12 protein-coding genes are annotated in these 16,484 nt (G+C 68.0%); 4 read left to right on the plus strand and 8 right to left on the minus strand.

The window, feature by feature from the left end:
- Position 1: 1 nt before the first annotated feature.
- From glk to zwf, 3 genes are read right to left on the minus strand one after another with little or no spacing between them, the layout of a single operon-like run.
- Entirely contained in the window at positions 2-1,015 is a 1,014-nt protein-coding gene (glk, locus tag KB879_RS17715; protein WP_211979509.1) for a glucokinase, read from the minus strand.
- Between the two features lie 36 nt (positions 1,016-1,051).
- Positions 1,052-1,732, minus strand: coding sequence for a 6-phosphogluconolactonase (pgl, locus tag KB879_RS17720; RefSeq protein ID WP_211979510.1), 681 nt, complete (start codon positions 1,730-1,732; stop codon positions 1,052-1,054).
- Between the two features lie 34 nt (positions 1,733-1,766).
- Positions 1,767-3,224, minus strand: coding sequence for a glucose-6-phosphate dehydrogenase (zwf, locus tag KB879_RS17725; RefSeq protein ID WP_211982230.1), 1,458 nt, complete (start codon positions 3,222-3,224; stop codon positions 1,767-1,769).
- Between the two features lie 228 nt (positions 3,225-3,452).
- Here zwf and edd point away from each other — a divergent pair, with 228 nt between their 5' ends.
- Positions 3,453-5,300, plus strand: a complete 1,848-nt coding sequence (gene edd, locus KB879_RS17730) for a phosphogluconate dehydratase (RefSeq protein ID WP_211979511.1) — start codon at positions 3,453-3,455, stop codon at positions 5,298-5,300.
- Here edd and KB879_RS17735 read toward each other — a convergent pair.
- Positions 5,297-6,235, minus strand: coding sequence for a mechanosensitive ion channel family protein (locus tag KB879_RS17735; protein WP_211979512.1), 939 nt, complete (start codon positions 6,233-6,235; stop codon positions 5,297-5,299). The two genes, edd and KB879_RS17735, sit on opposite strands and share 4 nt — an antisense overlap.
- A gap of 465 nt (positions 6,236-6,700) precedes the next feature.
- Entirely contained in the window at positions 6,701-7,948 is a 1,248-nt protein-coding gene (locus tag KB879_RS17740; RefSeq protein ID WP_010811158.1) for an MFS transporter, read from the minus strand.
- Positions 7,949-8,300: 352 nt separating this feature from the next.
- On the opposite strand from KB879_RS17740, the gene KB879_RS17745 reads away from it, so the two are divergent.
- A complete protein-coding gene (locus tag KB879_RS17745; protein WP_041228759.1) occupies positions 8,301-10,469 on the plus strand; it encodes a TonB-dependent siderophore receptor in 2,169 nt (722 codons plus the stop codon).
- An 85-nt stretch (positions 10,470-10,554) separates the two neighbouring features.
- On the opposite strand, the gene KB879_RS17750 is transcribed toward KB879_RS17745, so the two are convergent.
- Together KB879_RS17750 and KB879_RS17755 are read right to left on the minus strand one after the other, a co-directional pair.
- On the minus strand, positions 10,555-12,156 hold the full coding sequence (locus KB879_RS17750) for a peptide chain release factor 3 (RefSeq protein WP_211979513.1): 1,602 nt from the start codon (positions 12,154-12,156) through the stop codon (positions 10,555-10,557).
- Between the two features lie 173 nt (positions 12,157-12,329).
- Positions 12,330-13,403, minus strand: a complete 1,074-nt coding sequence (locus KB879_RS17755) for a YihY/virulence factor BrkB family protein (RefSeq protein ID WP_013954094.1) — start codon at positions 13,401-13,403, stop codon at positions 12,330-12,332.
- Positions 13,404-13,505: 102 nt separating this feature from the next.
- Here KB879_RS17755 and KB879_RS17760 point away from each other — a divergent pair, with 102 nt between their 5' ends.
- Positions 13,506-13,700 (plus strand): hypothetical protein, encoded by a 195-nt coding sequence (locus KB879_RS17760; protein WP_235205753.1) that lies wholly within the window; start codon positions 13,506-13,508, stop codon positions 13,698-13,700.
- 794 nt (positions 13,701-14,494) lie between these two features.
- Positions 14,495-14,884 (plus strand): hypothetical protein, encoded by a 390-nt coding sequence (locus KB879_RS17765; protein WP_013954096.1) that lies wholly within the window; start codon positions 14,495-14,497, stop codon positions 14,882-14,884.
- Positions 14,885-15,030: 146 nt separating this feature from the next.
- Here the strand turns inward: KB879_RS17765 and KB879_RS17770 are convergent, their stop codons facing one another.
- Positions 15,031-16,398, minus strand: a complete 1,368-nt coding sequence (locus tag KB879_RS17770; protein WP_211979514.1) for a sigma-54 dependent transcriptional regulator — start codon at positions 16,396-16,398, stop codon at positions 15,031-15,033.
- Between the last annotated feature and the right edge of the window lie 86 nt (positions 16,399-16,484).

Raw genomic sequence — 16,484 nt, forward strand, 5'->3', positions numbered from 1 at the left:
GCTATGCGTTCCCGCCGGAACCGTCAAGCCGCTCGGCCAGTGCGCGCGCCAGTCCCGGCAGCGCGGGGTGGCTGGCGGTGATGACATGGACCGGCACGGCCTCCAGCCAGCCGCGCATGCGGCCCTTGGCGACGAAGCGTTCGGCAAAGGCCGAGGCCTGCAGCGCCGGCACGAAGCGTGGCAGGATGCCGCCGCCCAGGTAGACCCCGCCACGTGCGCCCAGCACCAGGGCGATGTCGGCCGCAACCGAGCCGAGCAGGCCGAAGAACACCGTCATGGCGCGCTGGCACAGCGGGTCGTGACGCTCGAAGGCGCCGGTGGTGACCTGCTCCGGCAGCAGCGGCGCAAGCAAAAGCGTACCCGTTTCTGCGGCGAGCGCGGCATGGATATGCGACAGGCCGCTGCCGCACAGGAGCCGTTCCGCCGACACCCGGCCGACGTTGCGATGGGCAGCGCGCCAGGCGCCCCATTCGTCGTCAGTGTCGGGCATCAGCTCGATATGGCCGCCTTCGCCGGCCAGCGCCACGGCTGGTCCGCCCGGCACCGGCACCAGGCCGGAAACGCCCAGCCCGGTGCCCGGCCCGATCAGCGCAAGCGGCGCGGTGCGCACCGCGGTGCCGGCGCGCACGGGCACCAGCCCGTCGGCAGGCAGATGCGGCAGGGCCAGCGCCAGCGCGGAGAAGTCGTTGATGGCCACCAGGGTCTGCAGCCCGAGCGCGCGCCGCATGCCGTCGATCGAGAACGACCAGTTGTGGTTGGTCAGCCGGACCTGGTCGCCGGTCACCGGGTTGGCCAGGCCGATCGCCGCGTGGCGCGGCACGGGCTTGCCCGACGCGGCCAGGCCGTCGAGATATTGGCGCAGGGCCGCTTCGAGCGACGGGAAATCGGCCACCTTCAGCGCGGTCACCGGGCCGATCCGCATTGGTGCGGTTTCCAGTGCAAAGCGCACGTTGGTGCCGCCCACATCGCCGAGCAGGCGGGGGAAGTCAGCGCAGGAGGATGCAGTGGTGGCCATGGCGTCGGGTATCGCTCCGCTTGGGAATCAGATCTGTCAGGTCTTGAACACGTCAAGCCCGTGCCGGTGCCGTGACAACACCAGGCTGACCGGCAACGACGGCGCAGGTCCCTGCAGCGCGCGTTCGAGCACCTCGGCCTTGGCTGCGCCGGACACTGACAGGAACACGCGCTCGGCGGCCAGCAGCGCCGCCAGGTTCAGCGTGATGCGGGCATGGGGCGCGACTGACGGGTGCGTGATCACGTAGCCGGGCTGCGGCTCGCTCAGCGCGCTCTGCAGTTCGGGCGCATCCGGGAACAGCGAGGCGGTATGGCCGTCCTCGCCCATGCCCAGCACCACCACGTCGGGCTGGCGAAATGCGCTGTTGGCCCGCGCCACCGCCTGTGCCGGCGCGGCAACGTCCTGCGCATCGGCAATCAGCGGTACGAAGGCGGCGCTGGCAGCGGCCTCGCGCAGCAGGTGCGCGCGCACCAGGGCGGCGTTGCTGTCCGCGTGGTCGGGCGGCACCACGCGCTCGTCGACCAGCGTGATGGTCACCGCCTCCCAGCGCACATGCCGGTGGCGCAGCCGCTCGAACATCGCCACCGGCGAGCGTCCGCCCGAGACCGCCAGCACCGCCCAGCCCTTGACGCGGATGGCCAGCTCCAGCGCATTGCCGATCGAGATGGCCAGCGCCTCGGCCTGGTCCATCGGGGTGGGATGTTCAAACTGGCGCATGATGGTTTCCTTTGCGATTCTGCGGGCGCATGGCTCAGGCTTCCTCGTGCCACAGCCCGCCGTCGCGCGACATCAGCGCCGACGACGCGGCCGGCCCCCAGGTGCCGGCGGTATAGGGTTTGGGCGGCACGGTGCTGGCTTCCCAGGTGTCGATGATAGGTTCGACCCAGCGCCAGGCCTGCACTTGTTCATCACGGCGCACGAACAGGCCCAGCCGGCCGCGGATCACGTCGAGCAGCAGCCGTTCGTAGGCGCCGGCGCGGCGCACCTTGAACGAGTTGGCAAAGTCCAGGTCGAGCGAGGTCGGCGTCAGCTCCAGCGTGTCGCCGGGCTGCTTGACCAGGCAATACAGGCGGATGCTTTCTTCTGGCTGCAGCTGGATCACCAGCCGGTTCTGCGGCGACAGCGTCAGCGGCCGCGGGAAGATCGCGTGCGGCACGTCGCGGAAATGGATCACGATCTCGGCCACGCGGGACTGCATGCGCTTGCCGGTGCGCAGGTAGAACGGCACCCCTTCCCAGCGCCAGTTGGCGATCTCGGCCTTGATCGCGACAAAGGTCTCGGTGCGGCTGTCGGGCGCGATGCCCGCTTCTTCCAGGTAGCCCGGCACCGGCTTGCCGCCGATGGCACCGGAGCGGTACTGGCCGCGCACGGTCTTCTCGGCCACGTCCTGCGGCGTGATCGGCTTAAGCGCCTTCAGGATCTTGATCTTCTCGTCGCGGATGGCATCTTCGCTGAGGCTGGCCGGCGGCTCCATCGCCACCATGCACAAGAGCTGCAGCAAGTGGTTCTGCACCATGTCGCGCAGTGCGCCGGTGCGGTCGTAGAAGTCGCCGCGCGCTTCCACGCCGAGTTCTTCGGCGATGGTGATCTGCACGTCCTGCACCCACTCGCGCCGCCACAGCGGCTCGAACAGCGCGTTGCCAAAGCGGATCGCCATCAGGTTCTGCACCGACTCCTTGCCGAGGTAATGGTCGATGCGGTAGATCTGCTCTTCGGCGAAGAACTTCGCCACTGCGGAGTTGATCGCCTCGTTCGATTCGAGGTCATGCCCCAGCGGTTTTTCCAGCACGATGCGCACGTTGGGCGCCTGGCGCGTGTTCAGGCCGGTGCGTGCCAGCTGCTCGCAGATCGACACGAACAGGTGCGGTGCGGTGGCGAGATAGCACACCACCACTTCAGGCTTGCGTGCCAGCACCTGCTCCGCCAGCGCATCGAAATGCGCGGGCACGCGTGCGTCGGCCTGCACGTAGACAATGCGCGCGCAGAACTTGTCCCATGACTCGGGCGGCGCATGGGCCAGCCCGGGGCGCACGGTCTGTTCCAGCGAGGCGAGGTAGTCCGCGGTAGAGAGCGGCAGGCTGCCGGTGGCGAGGATGCGTGCGGCCGGATGCAGCAGGCCGGCGTGGTGCGCATCGAACAGGGAAGGCAGCAGCTTGCGCCGCGCCAGGTCGCCGGTGCCGCCGAACAGCACCATGTCGAAATCAGGCATGCTCACCCTGGGACTCCTTGTGCGGTTGAGGACCCGCCATGGGCGGGTTTGCATGGTGGCAAGTTTACGTGACTCGCCCCGGCTTGGCGAGGCGCAGGCTGCGGCACATGCCGCGGCAAATGCATGACCCGGGCCCAAAGCGTACCCGTTTCTGCGTGCATCGGTCAGTGCACCGTGCGGTACGCGGCAAAGTGCGCTAGGCTGAAAGCTCCCCCGCAGGAGAACCCCATGCCACGTCATCCAGTGCTCGAGCGGGTCACCGCCCGCATCGTCTCCCGCAGCGCCGCCTCGCGCCAGGCGTACCTTGACCGCACCCGCGCCATGGCCGGGCAGAAGGTCGAACGCGCGCAGCTTTCCTGTACCAACCTGGCCCATGCGGTGGCTGCCATGCCTGACGCCGCGAAGATTCGTCTGAAGGCCGACGAGCGGCCCAACCTGGCGATCGTCTCGGCCTACAACGACATGCTGTCGGCGCACCAGCCGCTGGCGGCTTTCCCCCAGTGGCTCAAGGAAGCGGCGCTCGAGGCCGGCGGCACCGCGCAGTTTGCCGGCGGCACGCCCGCGATGTGCGACGGCGTCACGCAGGGCCAGGACGGCATGGACCTGTCGCTGTTCTCGCGCGATGTGATTGCGCTGGCCACGGCAGTGGCGCTGTCGCACCAGATGTTCGATGCCGCGCTGTACCTGGGCGTGTGCGACAAGATCGTGCCCGGGCTGGTGATGGGCGCGCTGTCGTTCGGCCACCTGCCGGCCGTCTTCGTGCCGGGCGGGCCCATGACCACCGGCATCAGCAACGACGAAAAGGCGCACACGCGCCAGCTCTACGCCGAAGGCAAGATCGGCCGCAAGGAACTGCTCGAGGCCGAGACCCGCTCCTATCACGGCCCCGGCACCTGCACCTTCTACGGCACTGCTAATTCCAACCAGATGCTGATGGAAATGATGGGCCTGCACCTGCCGGGCACGGCCTTCGTCAACCCCAACACGCCGCTGCGTGAGGCGCTCACGCGCGAGGCCGCGCGCCAGGCGCTGAAGCTGGTGCACGGCGGCGAGCGCTATACGCCGGTGGCCGAGGTGTTGGACGAGCGCGCCTTCGTCAACGGCATCGTCGGGCTGCTGGCCACCGGCGGCTCCACCAACCACACGCTGCACCTGATCGCGATGGCGCGCGTGGCCGGCATCGTGCTGGGCTGGGACGACTTTGACGAGCTCTCGGCCGTGGTGCCGCTGCTGGCCCGCGTGTACCCGAACGGCAAGGCCGACGTGAACCAGTTCCAGGCGGCCGGCGGGCTGCCCGTGGTGATCCGCGGGCTGCTGTCGCTGGGCCTGGTGCATGACGACGTGACCACCATCGTCGGCCGCGGGCTGCAGGATTACACGCGCGAACCCGTGCTGCGCGACGGCAAGCTGACGTGGATCGACGGCCCGGCCGCGCCGCTCGATGACAGCATCGTGCGTGGCGCCGACGCGCCCTTTGCGCCGGACGGCGGCATCAAGGTGCTGGACGGCAAGCTGGGCCGCGCGGTGATCAAGACCTCGGCGGTCAAGGCCGAGCACCAGGTGGTGGAGGCACCGGCGATCGTGTTCGAGCATCAGGACGATGTGCTGCACGCATTCAAGCGCGGCGAGCTGGAGCGCGACTTCGTTGCGGTGCTGCCGTGGCAGGGCCCGGCCTCGTGCGGCATGCCCGAGTTGCACAAGCTCACGCCCACGCTGACGGTGCTGCAGGACCGCGGCTTCCATGTGGCGCTGGTAACCGACGGGCGCATGTCGGGCGCGTCGGGCAAGGTGCCGGCAGCCATCCATGTCTGCCCCGAGGCGCTGCACGGAGGCGCGATCGGGCGCGTGCGCAGCGGCGACATGATGCGCGTGGATGCGCCCGCGGGCGTGCTCGACGTGCTGGTGCCGGATGACGAATGGCAGGCGCGCGCGCCTGCCCGTCCGGACCTGAGCGCCAATCGCCACGGCGTGGGCCGCGACCTGTTCGCCACCTTCCGCCGCCATGTCAGCACTGCGGAAAGCGGTGCCTGCACGCTGTTTGCGGACGAGGGCGACGAAAACAATCTGCAGCGCTAGCCCAGGTGCTGTACCGGCTGGCGCGGCGCCGCGCCGGTCGGGTGCGGCGCGCCCGCCGCTGGCGCGCTGTCGGCCACCTTCACCGCACCCGGCACCGAAGCGGCGCCCGGCACGTGCAATTCCTGGATCGGCACCGCCAGCTTGCTGCCGGCCTGTTCCAGCGCGTGCTTGATGCGCTCGTAGAACGCGAAACGCACGTTCCAGTAGTCGTCATTCGAGGTCCAGTAGCGCACGTTCAGCGTGATGCCCTGCTGCGTGTAGTTGACCACCATGGTCTCGGGCGTGGGGTCGGCCAGCAGGCGCGGCTCGCGCGCGAGCATTGCGCGCAGCGCTTCCAGGCTGCGCTGCACATCGCTGTCGAAGGTCACCGTGGCTTCGATGTCAGCGCGCCGCGTGGCGTTCTCGCTGTAGTTGGTGATGGCGCTGCCCCACAGCTTGCCGTTGGGCACGCGCAGGCACACGCCGTCGAAGGTGGTCAACTCAGTCATGAAGAGGCCGGTCTCGCGCACGGTGCCGGCCACCCCCTGCGCATCGATGTACTGGCCTACGCGGAACGGCCGCAGCAGCACCAGCATGATGCCGGCGGCAATATTCTGCAGGGTGCCCTGCAGCGCCAGCCCGATGGCCAGGCCCGCGGCGCCCAGCATGGCGATGATGCTGGCGGTCTGCACCCCGAACTGCGACAGCACCAGCACGATGGTCAGCACGCGCACCATCCATTGCAGCGCGTTGGCCAGCAGCGGGCGCATGGTTTCGTCCACGTGCGTGCGGCTGAGCGCGCGCCGGGCCGCCCGGCCCACGCGGGCCGACAGCCACCAGCCGGCCATCAGGATCAGGATGGCTGCCAGGCAGTTCATGCCCTGGTTGATGGCGAACTGGACCAGGTAGGTCCAGCCCGCCTCCAGCTTGTTGGCATCGATGAAGTTCAGGTCCATGGGAGCGGCTCCGTTTGCGGTTGTTATTGAGGAGACAGGCGGTGCTGCGTACCCGTTTCTGCGTGCGGCAGCGGGCTGCCAGGTTACCCTCAGGCGGCTGGCAGAAAACTTCCCGCCGGGGAAATTGCCGTACGTTGCAAACGCGATGTAAGACGATCACCGACAATGCCGACACGGCAACCCAGTTAGGGAGACAAATAAGGCGGGAATTGGTTTCCGGCGATTGCGGTTCGCGCTTGCGTGCCGACGCGCCAGCCCTTGTGCAATCAAGGCTGGCGGCGGATCAGAAAAATCCGAGCGAGGGAGGGACCAGGAGCAGCCAGGCCAAGCCTGGTGCGGCGGGCCAGCTGTGCTGGCACAACTTTCAGCGACGAAAGTTGGCGAAGGGGTGTCGGCGATACCGCCGTGCGGGCACCGGCAGGGACGCAGAAACGGGTACGCTCCCTGCCCTGCCCCGGCAACGGGTCAGGCAGGATGGTCGTGCAGCCGGTCGCGCGCGGCCAGCGCAGGAAAGAACCGCATCCACAGCGCCACCACCAGCAGCGTGCCGACGCCGCCCAGGATCACCGCGCCCACCGGGCCCAGCAATGCCGCGGTGACGCCGGACTCGAACTCGCCCAGCTGGTTCGAGGCGCCGATAAACACCGAATTGACGGCACCCACGCGCCCGCGCATGTCGTCCGGGGTGTCGAGCTGGACCAGTGTGGAGCGCACCACCACGCTGATCATGTCCGAGGCCCCCAGCACCACCAGCGCCACCATCGACAACGGCAGCCAGGTCGATACGCCGAACACCACGGTAGCCACCCCGAACAGCGCCACCGCGCCGAACATGATGCGCCCGGCGCGCCGGTTCAGCGGATGGCGCGCCAGCCACAGCGCCATCACCAGCGCGCCGACTGCCGGCGACGAACGCAGCAGCCCCAGGCCCCACGGGCCGGTGTGCAGGATGTCGCGCGCGTAGATCGGCAGCAGTGCCACGGCGCCGCCCAGCAGCACCGCGAACAGGTCCAGCGAAATCGCGCCCAGCAGCACCGGGCGGCTGCGGATATAGGCAAACCCCGCAAACACCGTTCGCACGCTGACCGGCGCCGTCAGGCGCTGCGCGGCCTGGCGCAGCGTGATGCCGCTTACCAGCACGGCAGCAATGGCAAAGAGCGTGGCACTCAGCCCATAGACCACGCCCGGCCCGGCCACGTAGGCAAAGCCGCCGATGGCCGGGCCGATGATGATGGCGGCCTGCCCGGCGGAACTGGCCAGCGCCACCGCGCGCGGCAGCTGGCGTGGCGTCACCACGCTGGGCAGCAGCGCCTGCAGCGTGGGGGTCTCGAACGCGCGCGTGGCGCCGATCAGCGCGACGAAGACAAAGATGTGATGGCTGTCGATCCATCCGCTCAGGCTGGCCACGGCCATGCCGGCGGCCAGCAGCGCCTCGATCGCCTGGCAGGTGCGCACGATGCGGCGCCGGTCGAAGCGGTCGGCCACGTGCCCCGACATCAGGATCAGCACCACCGACGGCAGGAACTGCACCAGCCCGACCATGCCGAGCATCAGCGGGTCGCGGGTCAGGTCATACATCTGCCAGCCGACCGCCACCGTAAAGATCTGGTAGCCAATCGTGGTGCACAGGCGTGCGAACCAGTAACGGCGGAAAACGGCGTCGCCGAAGACGCTGTCCGGCGCGGCGGCCTGGACGGTGGCAGGGGAAGACATGGATACGGGAGGGAGGCGGAGATGGCTGCGCACCGCACAGCGCCGCCGTGCCATTGAGGACGCCACGACAGCCTTTGCAGTGCACAAAGGCAAGATTCTAAAGCGCCTGCTGAATACCTGCATACAGATGCCCACACGCGCACACCTACCGAAAAAATCGTTGGTAATTCACCTCTTCTAGGTGTCCGGATGTCTGCACATTGATGCACAGAAACCACAATCCCGGGCGGCGGGTGCTGGCCGTTTCGCTTCTGAGAATCACTCGCATTTATAATCGCGGCCCATTGGCGCGGCCGCCCACGACGTCCCTCCCCTTGGCTTGCGGAACGCGCTGCTTCTCAGGAATCTCATCTTGCAGCCCGCTTTCCGCCTTTCCGGGGGTGCCATCGGCGCCGCCCTGCTGTTCGCCCAGCTTGCCGCCCTGCCGGCCCACGCCGCTGATCCCGCACCTGTCTCCGCGCCTGCCGCCAACCCCGAAGCCACGCTGAACACCGTCACCGTGGTCGGCAACTGGCTGGAGAACGCCAACGAGGCCAAGGTGCTGGAGCACCCCGGCGCGCGTACCATCGTCGACCGCGAGACCTTCCAGGAAGCCGGCGCCAACAATGTGCGCGAGGTGCTGCGCCGCATCCCGGGCGTGCAGGTGCAGGAGAACAACGGCACCGGCGGCAGCGATGTGTCGCTCAACGTGGGCGTGCGCGGGCTGACCTCGCGCCTGTCGCCGCGCTCGACCATCCTGATGGACGGCGTGCCGCTGGCAGTCGCGCCCTACGGCCAGCCGCAGCTGTCGATGGCGCCGCTGTCGCTGGGCAACCTGGAAACCATCGACGTGGTGCGCGGCGCCGGCTCGGTGCGCTACGGCCCGCAGAACGTGGGCGGCATCATCAACTTCGTGACGCGCCCGGTCCCGAAGCTGTTTGCGGCCGATGCATCGGTATCGACCGACATCTACAGCCATGGCGGCAGCGTCAAGACCAACCCGACCGCATTCATCGGCGGCACCAACGACAACGGCCTGGGCGGCGCGTTGCTGTACTCGGGCATCCATGGCAACGGCTATCGCGAGAGCAACGACCACGTCAATATCGACGACCTGATGCTCAAGGGCGCGTACCGGATCTCGAAGACCGATGAACTGAGCGCGGCCTTCCACTACTACGAGGGCAGGGCCGGCATGCCCGGCGGCCTGACTTCGGCCCAGTATGCGGCCGACCCGTTCCAGTCGGTGCGGCCCTACGACAATTTCGACGGCCGCCGCAGCGACTTCAGCCTGAAGTACAGCCACAACGACAACAACCGCAAGTTCGAGGTGCTGACGTACTACACCGACAGCTTCCGCGGCAGCAATATCGAGCAGCAAGGCACCGGAGCGCAGGCCAACCTGCGCCGCCTGACCGCGGCGCCGCGCAACTACCATACGTTCGCGATCGAGCCGCGCTACTCGCAGCTGTTCCGCGGCGAGAGCATGAGCCACGAGGTCAGCGTCGGCTACCGCTTCCTGCGCGAAGCCAGCGACGAAAAGGCATCGCGCACGCTGTTCTACACCCCGGGCACCGTCGACCCCACCACACTGCCGTCACCGGTGTACCAGTCGCGCACGGGCGGCACCACCGCCAATGCGGTCTATCTCGACGACACCATCAACGTCGGCAGCTGGACCATCACGCCGGGCTTGCGCTACGAGTTCATCCGGTCGTACGTGACCGACAACTTCAGCGGCGCGCGCAACGACGTCTCGTCCAACGAGCCGCTGCCGTCGCTGGCGGTGATGTACCACGTCAGCGACCAGTGGAAGCTGTTCGCCAATGCCGGCGTCTCGTTCGGGCCGCTGCAGTACTTCCAGATCGCGCAGACCACCAACGGCCTGACCCCCGAGAAGGCCAAGACGTATGAGGTCGGCACGCACTTCAACGCCAACGGCTGGGGCGGCGAGCTGACGCTGTTCAATATCGATTTCGACGACGAGCTGCAGCTGCGCGGCGGCACCGGCGGCGCGCCGGATGCGTGGACCAACCTCGGCGCCACCACCCACCGCGGCGTGGAATCGTCGCTGCGCTATGACTTCGGCGCGCTCGACAAGTCGCTGGCCGGCCTGTCGGCGTACGCGACCTACACCTTCACCGAAGCCACCTACAACCAGGGCAACTTCGCCGGGCGCGACCTGCCGTTCTATTCGCGCCACGTGGCCACCGTAGGCATGCGCTATGCGCGCAACCGCTGGGCGCTCAATGTCGATGGCTTTGCCCAGTCGAAGCAGCATTCGCCGGGCGATCCGAGCACGTCGACCAGCTACCAGACGGCGGAAAGCGCAAACGGTGCGCTGGGCGATATCCCGGGTTATGCGCTGCTGAACATGCGGCTGGGCTATGACTTCGGCAAGTCGGCGCAGAATCTGAAGGTTGCGGTCGGGGTGAAGAACGTGTTCGACAAGCGCTATTTCACGCGCTCGACGGACAACAATGCGGGCAAGTATGTGGGGATGCCGCGGACGTTCTATATCCAGGCGTCGCTGGCGTATTGAGGCGCTGTTCAGCGCCACCGCCCCCTTCAGGAATACAAAACGGCTCGCCAAGGCGAGCCGTTTTGCACGTTCAGCGATGGGATCGTTAGACGATCTCGCGCGTCTCCAGGAACTGCAGCTCCGGGAACCGCTCCTGCGTCAGCCTCAGGTTCACCATGCTCGGCGCCAGATACACATGGTCGCCCGCGCCATCCAGCGCCACGTTATGCCCCGCCTTGGCGATCAGCTTCTCGATCTCCGCGGGCGCGCCCTTGAGCCAGCGCGCGGTCGCGCATTCATGCGATTCGAAAATGGCATCGACGCCGTACTCATGCTCGAGCCGGTGCGCGACCACGTCGAACTGCAGGATACCGACCGCGCCCAGCACCAGGTCGTTAGAGGCAAGCGGGCGGAACATCTGCGTGGCGCCCTCCTCGGCCAGCTGCTGCAAACCCTTCTGCAGCTGCTTGACCTTGAGCGGGTTGTTCAGGCGCGCGCGGCGGAAGAATTCTGGCGCAAATGACGGGATGCCGGTGAACTTGAGCGGCTCGCCCTCGGTGAAGACATCGCCCAGACGGATGGTGCCGTGGTTGGGCACGCCGATGATGTCGCCGGCGTAGGCTTCTTCCGTCGTGTTGCGGTCCTGCGCCATGAAGGTGATGGCGTTGTTGATCGCCACGGTCTTGCCGGCGGACACGTGCAGCAGCTTCATGCCGCGCTCGAAACGGCCCGAGCACACGCGCACGAAAGCGATGCGGTCGCGGTGGCGCGGATCCATATTGGCCTGGATCTTGAAGACGAAGCCGGTGAACTTGGGCTCCTGCGGCTCGACCACGCGCGAATCCGTATTGCGCGCCAGCGGCGGCGGCGACAGCTCGCACAGCGCATCCAGCAGCGACTGCACGCCGAAGTTGTTGATGGCCGAACCAAAGTAGACCGGGGTCTGCTTGCCGTTGAGGAACGCATCCTTGTCGAAAGTGTGCGAGGCACCGCGCACCAGCTCGATCTCGATGCGCAGCTCTTCGGCCTGGCTGCCCAGGATGCGGTCCAGCTCCGGGTTGTCCAGCCCGTCCAGGATCGCGGCCGTGCCCTTCTCGCCGTGCGGATCGAACAGCTGCACCTTGTCATCGATCAGGTGGTACACGCCGCGGAAGGCCTTGCCCATGCCGATCGGCCAGGTCATCGGCGCGCACTGGATCTGCAGCACCTCCTCGATCTCGTCGAGCAGCTCGATCGGCGAACGGCCTTCGCGGTCGAGCTTGTTGATGAAGGTGAGGATTGGCGTGTCGCGCAGGCGGCAGACGTTGAGCAGCTTGATGGTCTGCGCTTCCACGCCGTTGACCGAGTCGATCACCATCACCGCGGAGTCCACCGCGGTCAGCGTGCGGTAGGTGTCTTCAGAGAAGTCCTCGTGGCCCGGGGTGTCGAGCAGGTTGACGATATTCTCCTGCGCCTTGCCATTAGCGGTCTCCCGGCGGTAGGGGAACTGCATCACCGACGAGGTCACCGAGATGCCGCGCTGCTTTTCCAGCTCCATCCAGTCCGAGGTGGCGTGGCGGTCGGCCTTGCGCGCGCGCACTTCGCCCGCGACCTGGATGGCGCCGCCGAACCACAGCAGCTTTTCGGTCAGGGTGGTCTTGCCCGCATCGGGGTGGGAGATGATGGCAAAGGTGCGTCGACGCGCAATTTCAGAAACGAGCGAGCTCACGGCAGCGGAGTTTGACTGGGAAATATTGGATGGCCCGGCGGGCGGCCGGGCCAGGGCCGGCAGCGCCCGCAGGCGATGGCGGGGCCGGGCTCTGCGGGCACGCGAAGGGAATGGGGCGCTATTTTACCGGTTTTGCGCACCGCTCCGGGTTTGTGGCGGCCCGGTTCGCCAAGTTATTCCGCCAGCTTATCCGCCGGCTTGCCGCGCAGGCTGCCGAACTGCAACGCGTACTGGCGCGTCAGTTCCGCGCCGAAAAAGAAGATCTGTGCCGAGTAATACACCCACAGCATCAGCGCCACCACCGAGCCCGCGGCCCCGTACGACGAGGCCACTGCGCTGTTGCCCAGGTACAAGCCGATCAGCCGCTTGCCGACCGAGAACAGCAACGCGGTGATGACCGCGCCCATGGTGACGTCGCGCCAGGCAATGCGCGCGTTGGGCAGCATCTTGAAGATCACCGCGAACAGCGCCGTCACCACGGCAAAGGAAAAGGCGGTGGAAATCACATCAGCCACCGGCGCGAACCACGACTGCGTCCACAACTGGCCCCAGAGGCGCTCCACCACGGCCAGCGCCGCGTTGACGATCAGCGACACCAGCAGCATGAAGGCCAGCACCAGCACCAGGCTGAACGACAGCAGACGCGCGCGCAGCAGTTGCTGCCAGCCCGCGGTCGCGGGCACTGGCACATGCCAGATGTCGTCCAGGCTGCTCTTGAGCTCGGCAAAGGCGCTGGTGGCGCCCACGAACAGGATGGCCGTCGCCACCAGCGCCGCCATGCCGCTGCCGCCGGCGCGGTGCGTGGCCGCCAGGATTTCCTGGATGGCCGCGGCGCCCTGCTCGCCCACCAGGCCTTCAAGCTGCGAGAAAATCTCGCCGCGCGCCGCCTCGGCGCCGAAAAACAGGCCGGCGATGGAGATCACCAGCACCAGGATCGGCGCCAGCGAGAACAGCATATAAAAGGAGAGCGCCGCCCCCTTGCTGGCCGCCCGATGCGCGAACCAGGAGTTGATGGCGGCGGCGACCACGCGCAGGGTGCGCGTGCCGGTATGGCGGTCCGGCAGCCAGTGCGGGCGGCGCCGGCGGGGCTGTGGCGCCGCGTTGCCGGCGGAAGTGGACGGGCGTTCGGTGTTGTCGGTCACGGCCTGGTGCTGGCGCGATGCGCCAGGCGGATCGCGGGTGCGTTGCGCATGCCTTCGCGTCACGGTCTGTGCGGCGAGGGCCCGTGCGTTCATCATACTGCGCATTGCCCGCTGCCCCAAGCCGGCGCAGCGGGGCAACCTGCTACAGTAGGACGAGGCACACCTGCCGGCGCAACCCGTGCCCGCGCGCCGGCGCAAGGAGGCACCGTGACCTGCAACCTCCGCACGCGCCCAGCGGCCGTGCTACTGATCATCGGGATGCTGGGCTGCGCTGGCTGCGAACGCAGCCAGCCGGGCCCCAAGCCCATTTCCGGCACAGCGGCCAGCGCCACCCCAGGCGCGCCCGCCACGCTCAATCCCGCCGACACACCAGGCGCGCCGGCCTCCGGGCAGCCACGCTGACGGCGCTACAGGCACTGCAAGCATCGACCAGGGCGTACCCGTTTCTGCGTGACCCATCGGCGGCCGGCGCAGGTGTTGTCGGGCCGCGCCCGCTGCAACACCGGTTTCAGGCGTGCAACGCGTTGCAAGGCCGCGCGTGCGGGCGTGGCGCAGCGCGTTATCCCGCACCCGGCGTACGCAACGGGCAGCCTGCGCCACACCAGCGCGGCCATCACGCGCGCCGCCGCGCGCAGGGCGCGTTGCAGCGGCGAAACCAATTGGTCTGCCACTGCGCCCCGGAGCCTGCCCGCGCTCGCCCCGCACGCCGCAAACCCGCGTGGCATAAGCCTTTGCGGCCCTTGGCACACTTGTCGCTCAGGCTGGACAGGGGCACATGTGTCCGTGTCCGTTGAACCCGTCATTGCATGCAGGAGAAAACCCAGCCATGCGTCATCCGCCATCACGCATGACGGCGCGCCGGCGCTCCTACCGGCTCGCAGGTCCACCGCCATCGGTGGTGGATCTGCTGTCGTCGCCGCTGTTGCCCCATCCGCGTGCGCGCACTCCGCCCGCCGCGCCAGCCGCACAAGGCGCGGGCTGCGCAGCGACGGCAAGGCAGGGGGTTGCCAGGACTGCCTTCCGGCGCCATGCGGGCAAGCGGCGCGCGTGACCGCAGGCAGCATCGGCGACGCAGGCATTCGCGGCAGGCTAGCGCCGCAAACAGAATGATGCGGGCACACGAGCCAGCGTGCCCGCGCGGATTTGGTGCTCCGTCCCCCGGCGGGCACCGTTTTTTCCACAGGGAGGCACCCACCATGACAGCCGGAATGCTTGCCGCCACGGTGCTGGCGGTGTTCTCAAGCAGCGCCGCGGCGGCAAGCTATGCCTGGTTCGACCGCCCCGAAGCAGCCAGCGCCAACAGCCACGCGGCGGTTAGCAATGATGTCTACGTGCGCGGCTTTGGCTGGGCCTGGGGGGAACTGCAGCTATCCCCGGACACATCGTCCGGTGCCGCCATGCCAACGCCAGGGCGGCAAGCGCGCGACAAGCCGGAGCGCGGCGCGATCGTGCCGTGGCGCCAGCAAGACGAGAACGGGCCGCCGCGCCATCCGCGCGGCAAGCTCAGCATGAACCTTGCCGCCGAGCCGATGGATGCGGCCAGCGGCGGGTCCGGGGCCAGCCAGCCCCGTGCGGTGGTGCGCTGACGTGCCGACGGGCACGAGGAAAGGCGGAACCGGCGAGCGGACGTCGCCTGTTCCCCTTTCCTGCGGCGCCTGGGATTGCGCCCGGCCAGCGACAAGCTGCGCCAGCTGAGGCCCGCCAACCGCCAACCGCGCCAACCGCCAACCGTTTACTCGCCCGCCGTCGGCTGGCTCTCCACGCGAATGTTGTGCTTGTGCATGACCCGGTACAGCGTCACGCGCGAGACATTGAGTTCGCGCGCGGCCGGCACCACGTGAAAGCCGTGGCTGGCCATCACGGTGCGGATGGCCTCGCGCTCGGCCTCTTCGCGGATCGCGTCGAGGGTCTTGCGCGGCAGTTCCGCCCCGCCATGCAGCTGCAGGTCTTCGGCGGTGATCTTGCGGTTGTCGGTCATCACGATGGCGCGGCGCACGCGGTTGATCAGTTCGCGCACGTTGCCCGGCCACGCGTACTGCATCATTGCCTGCGTTGCGCAGGCCGAGAACCCACGAATGCGCCGGTGCGCCTCGTGCCCGTGCTCGGTCAGCACCGCGTTGGCCAGCTGCAGGATGTCTTCGCCGCGCTCGCGCAGCGCCGGGATGGTCAGCGTCAGCACGCACAGCCGGTGGAACAGGTCGGAACGGAAGCGCCCGTCGGCCTGTGCCGCCACCAGGTCCACGTGCGTGGCCGAGATGATGCGCAGGTTCAGCGGGATCGACTGGTGTCCGCCCAGGCGGGTGATCATGCCCTGCTGCAGGAAACGCAGCAGCGCCACCTGGCTTTCCAGCGGCAGGTCGCCGATCTCGTCCAGGAACAGCGTGCCGCCCTGCGCCTGCTCGATCCAGCCGATCTTGCGCTGGTTGGCGCCGGTGAACGCGCCCTTTTCATACCCGAACAGCTCGGACTGCACCAGGTGCGACGGAATCGCACCGCAGTTGATGGCGATGAACGGTCCCTTGCGCCGGCTCGAGGCATCGTGGATCGCCTGCGCGGCGAGTTCCTTGCCGGTGCCGGACTCGCCGGAAATGAACACCGGTGCCTCGTTGTGCGCCACCTTGGCCAGCGAGCGGAACATCGCCCGCATGGCCGCGCACTCGCCGATCATGGTGCCGCGCGAGGCGGTCTCCTGCGGGCGCACGCCGTGCAGCGATGCCATGCCCTGCGCATGCTTGAGCGTGTAGAGCAACTCTGGCATCGAGAACGGCATGCGCACGTAGTCGACGCAGTAGTCGCGGATCAGCCGGCGCACGCGCTCCTGCGCCAGCATTTCATCGGAGGTGATGGCCACCCACGTAATGTGCAGGTACTGCAGTGCCTGTTCGAGCTGCGCGAACTCGGCATCGCTGTAGTCGGACTGCAGGTCGATCACGCCGGCCATGGGCGGGCAGGCCCGCACCACGCGTTCAAGGTCGCGAATCTGCTGGACCCGGCGGATTTCCCATCCCGTGGCGCTGCCAGACGGGTCAAAACCAAAATCTTCATGACGCGACACGACCACGATCTGTGCAGTGCGTGACGCCTTGCACAGTCGGTCCATCACGATCTCCCGGACGTTAGGCTTGTTTTTGGTTCCGGCACCCGTGTCCGCCGTCGCGGCCTGGGGCCGCGGCGGACGGTGGGGCT

This window comes from Cupriavidus sp. KK10, assembly GCF_018223725.1.
In the GTDB taxonomy this organism is placed as follows: domain Bacteria; phylum Pseudomonadota; class Gammaproteobacteria; order Burkholderiales; family Burkholderiaceae; genus Cupriavidus; species Cupriavidus necator.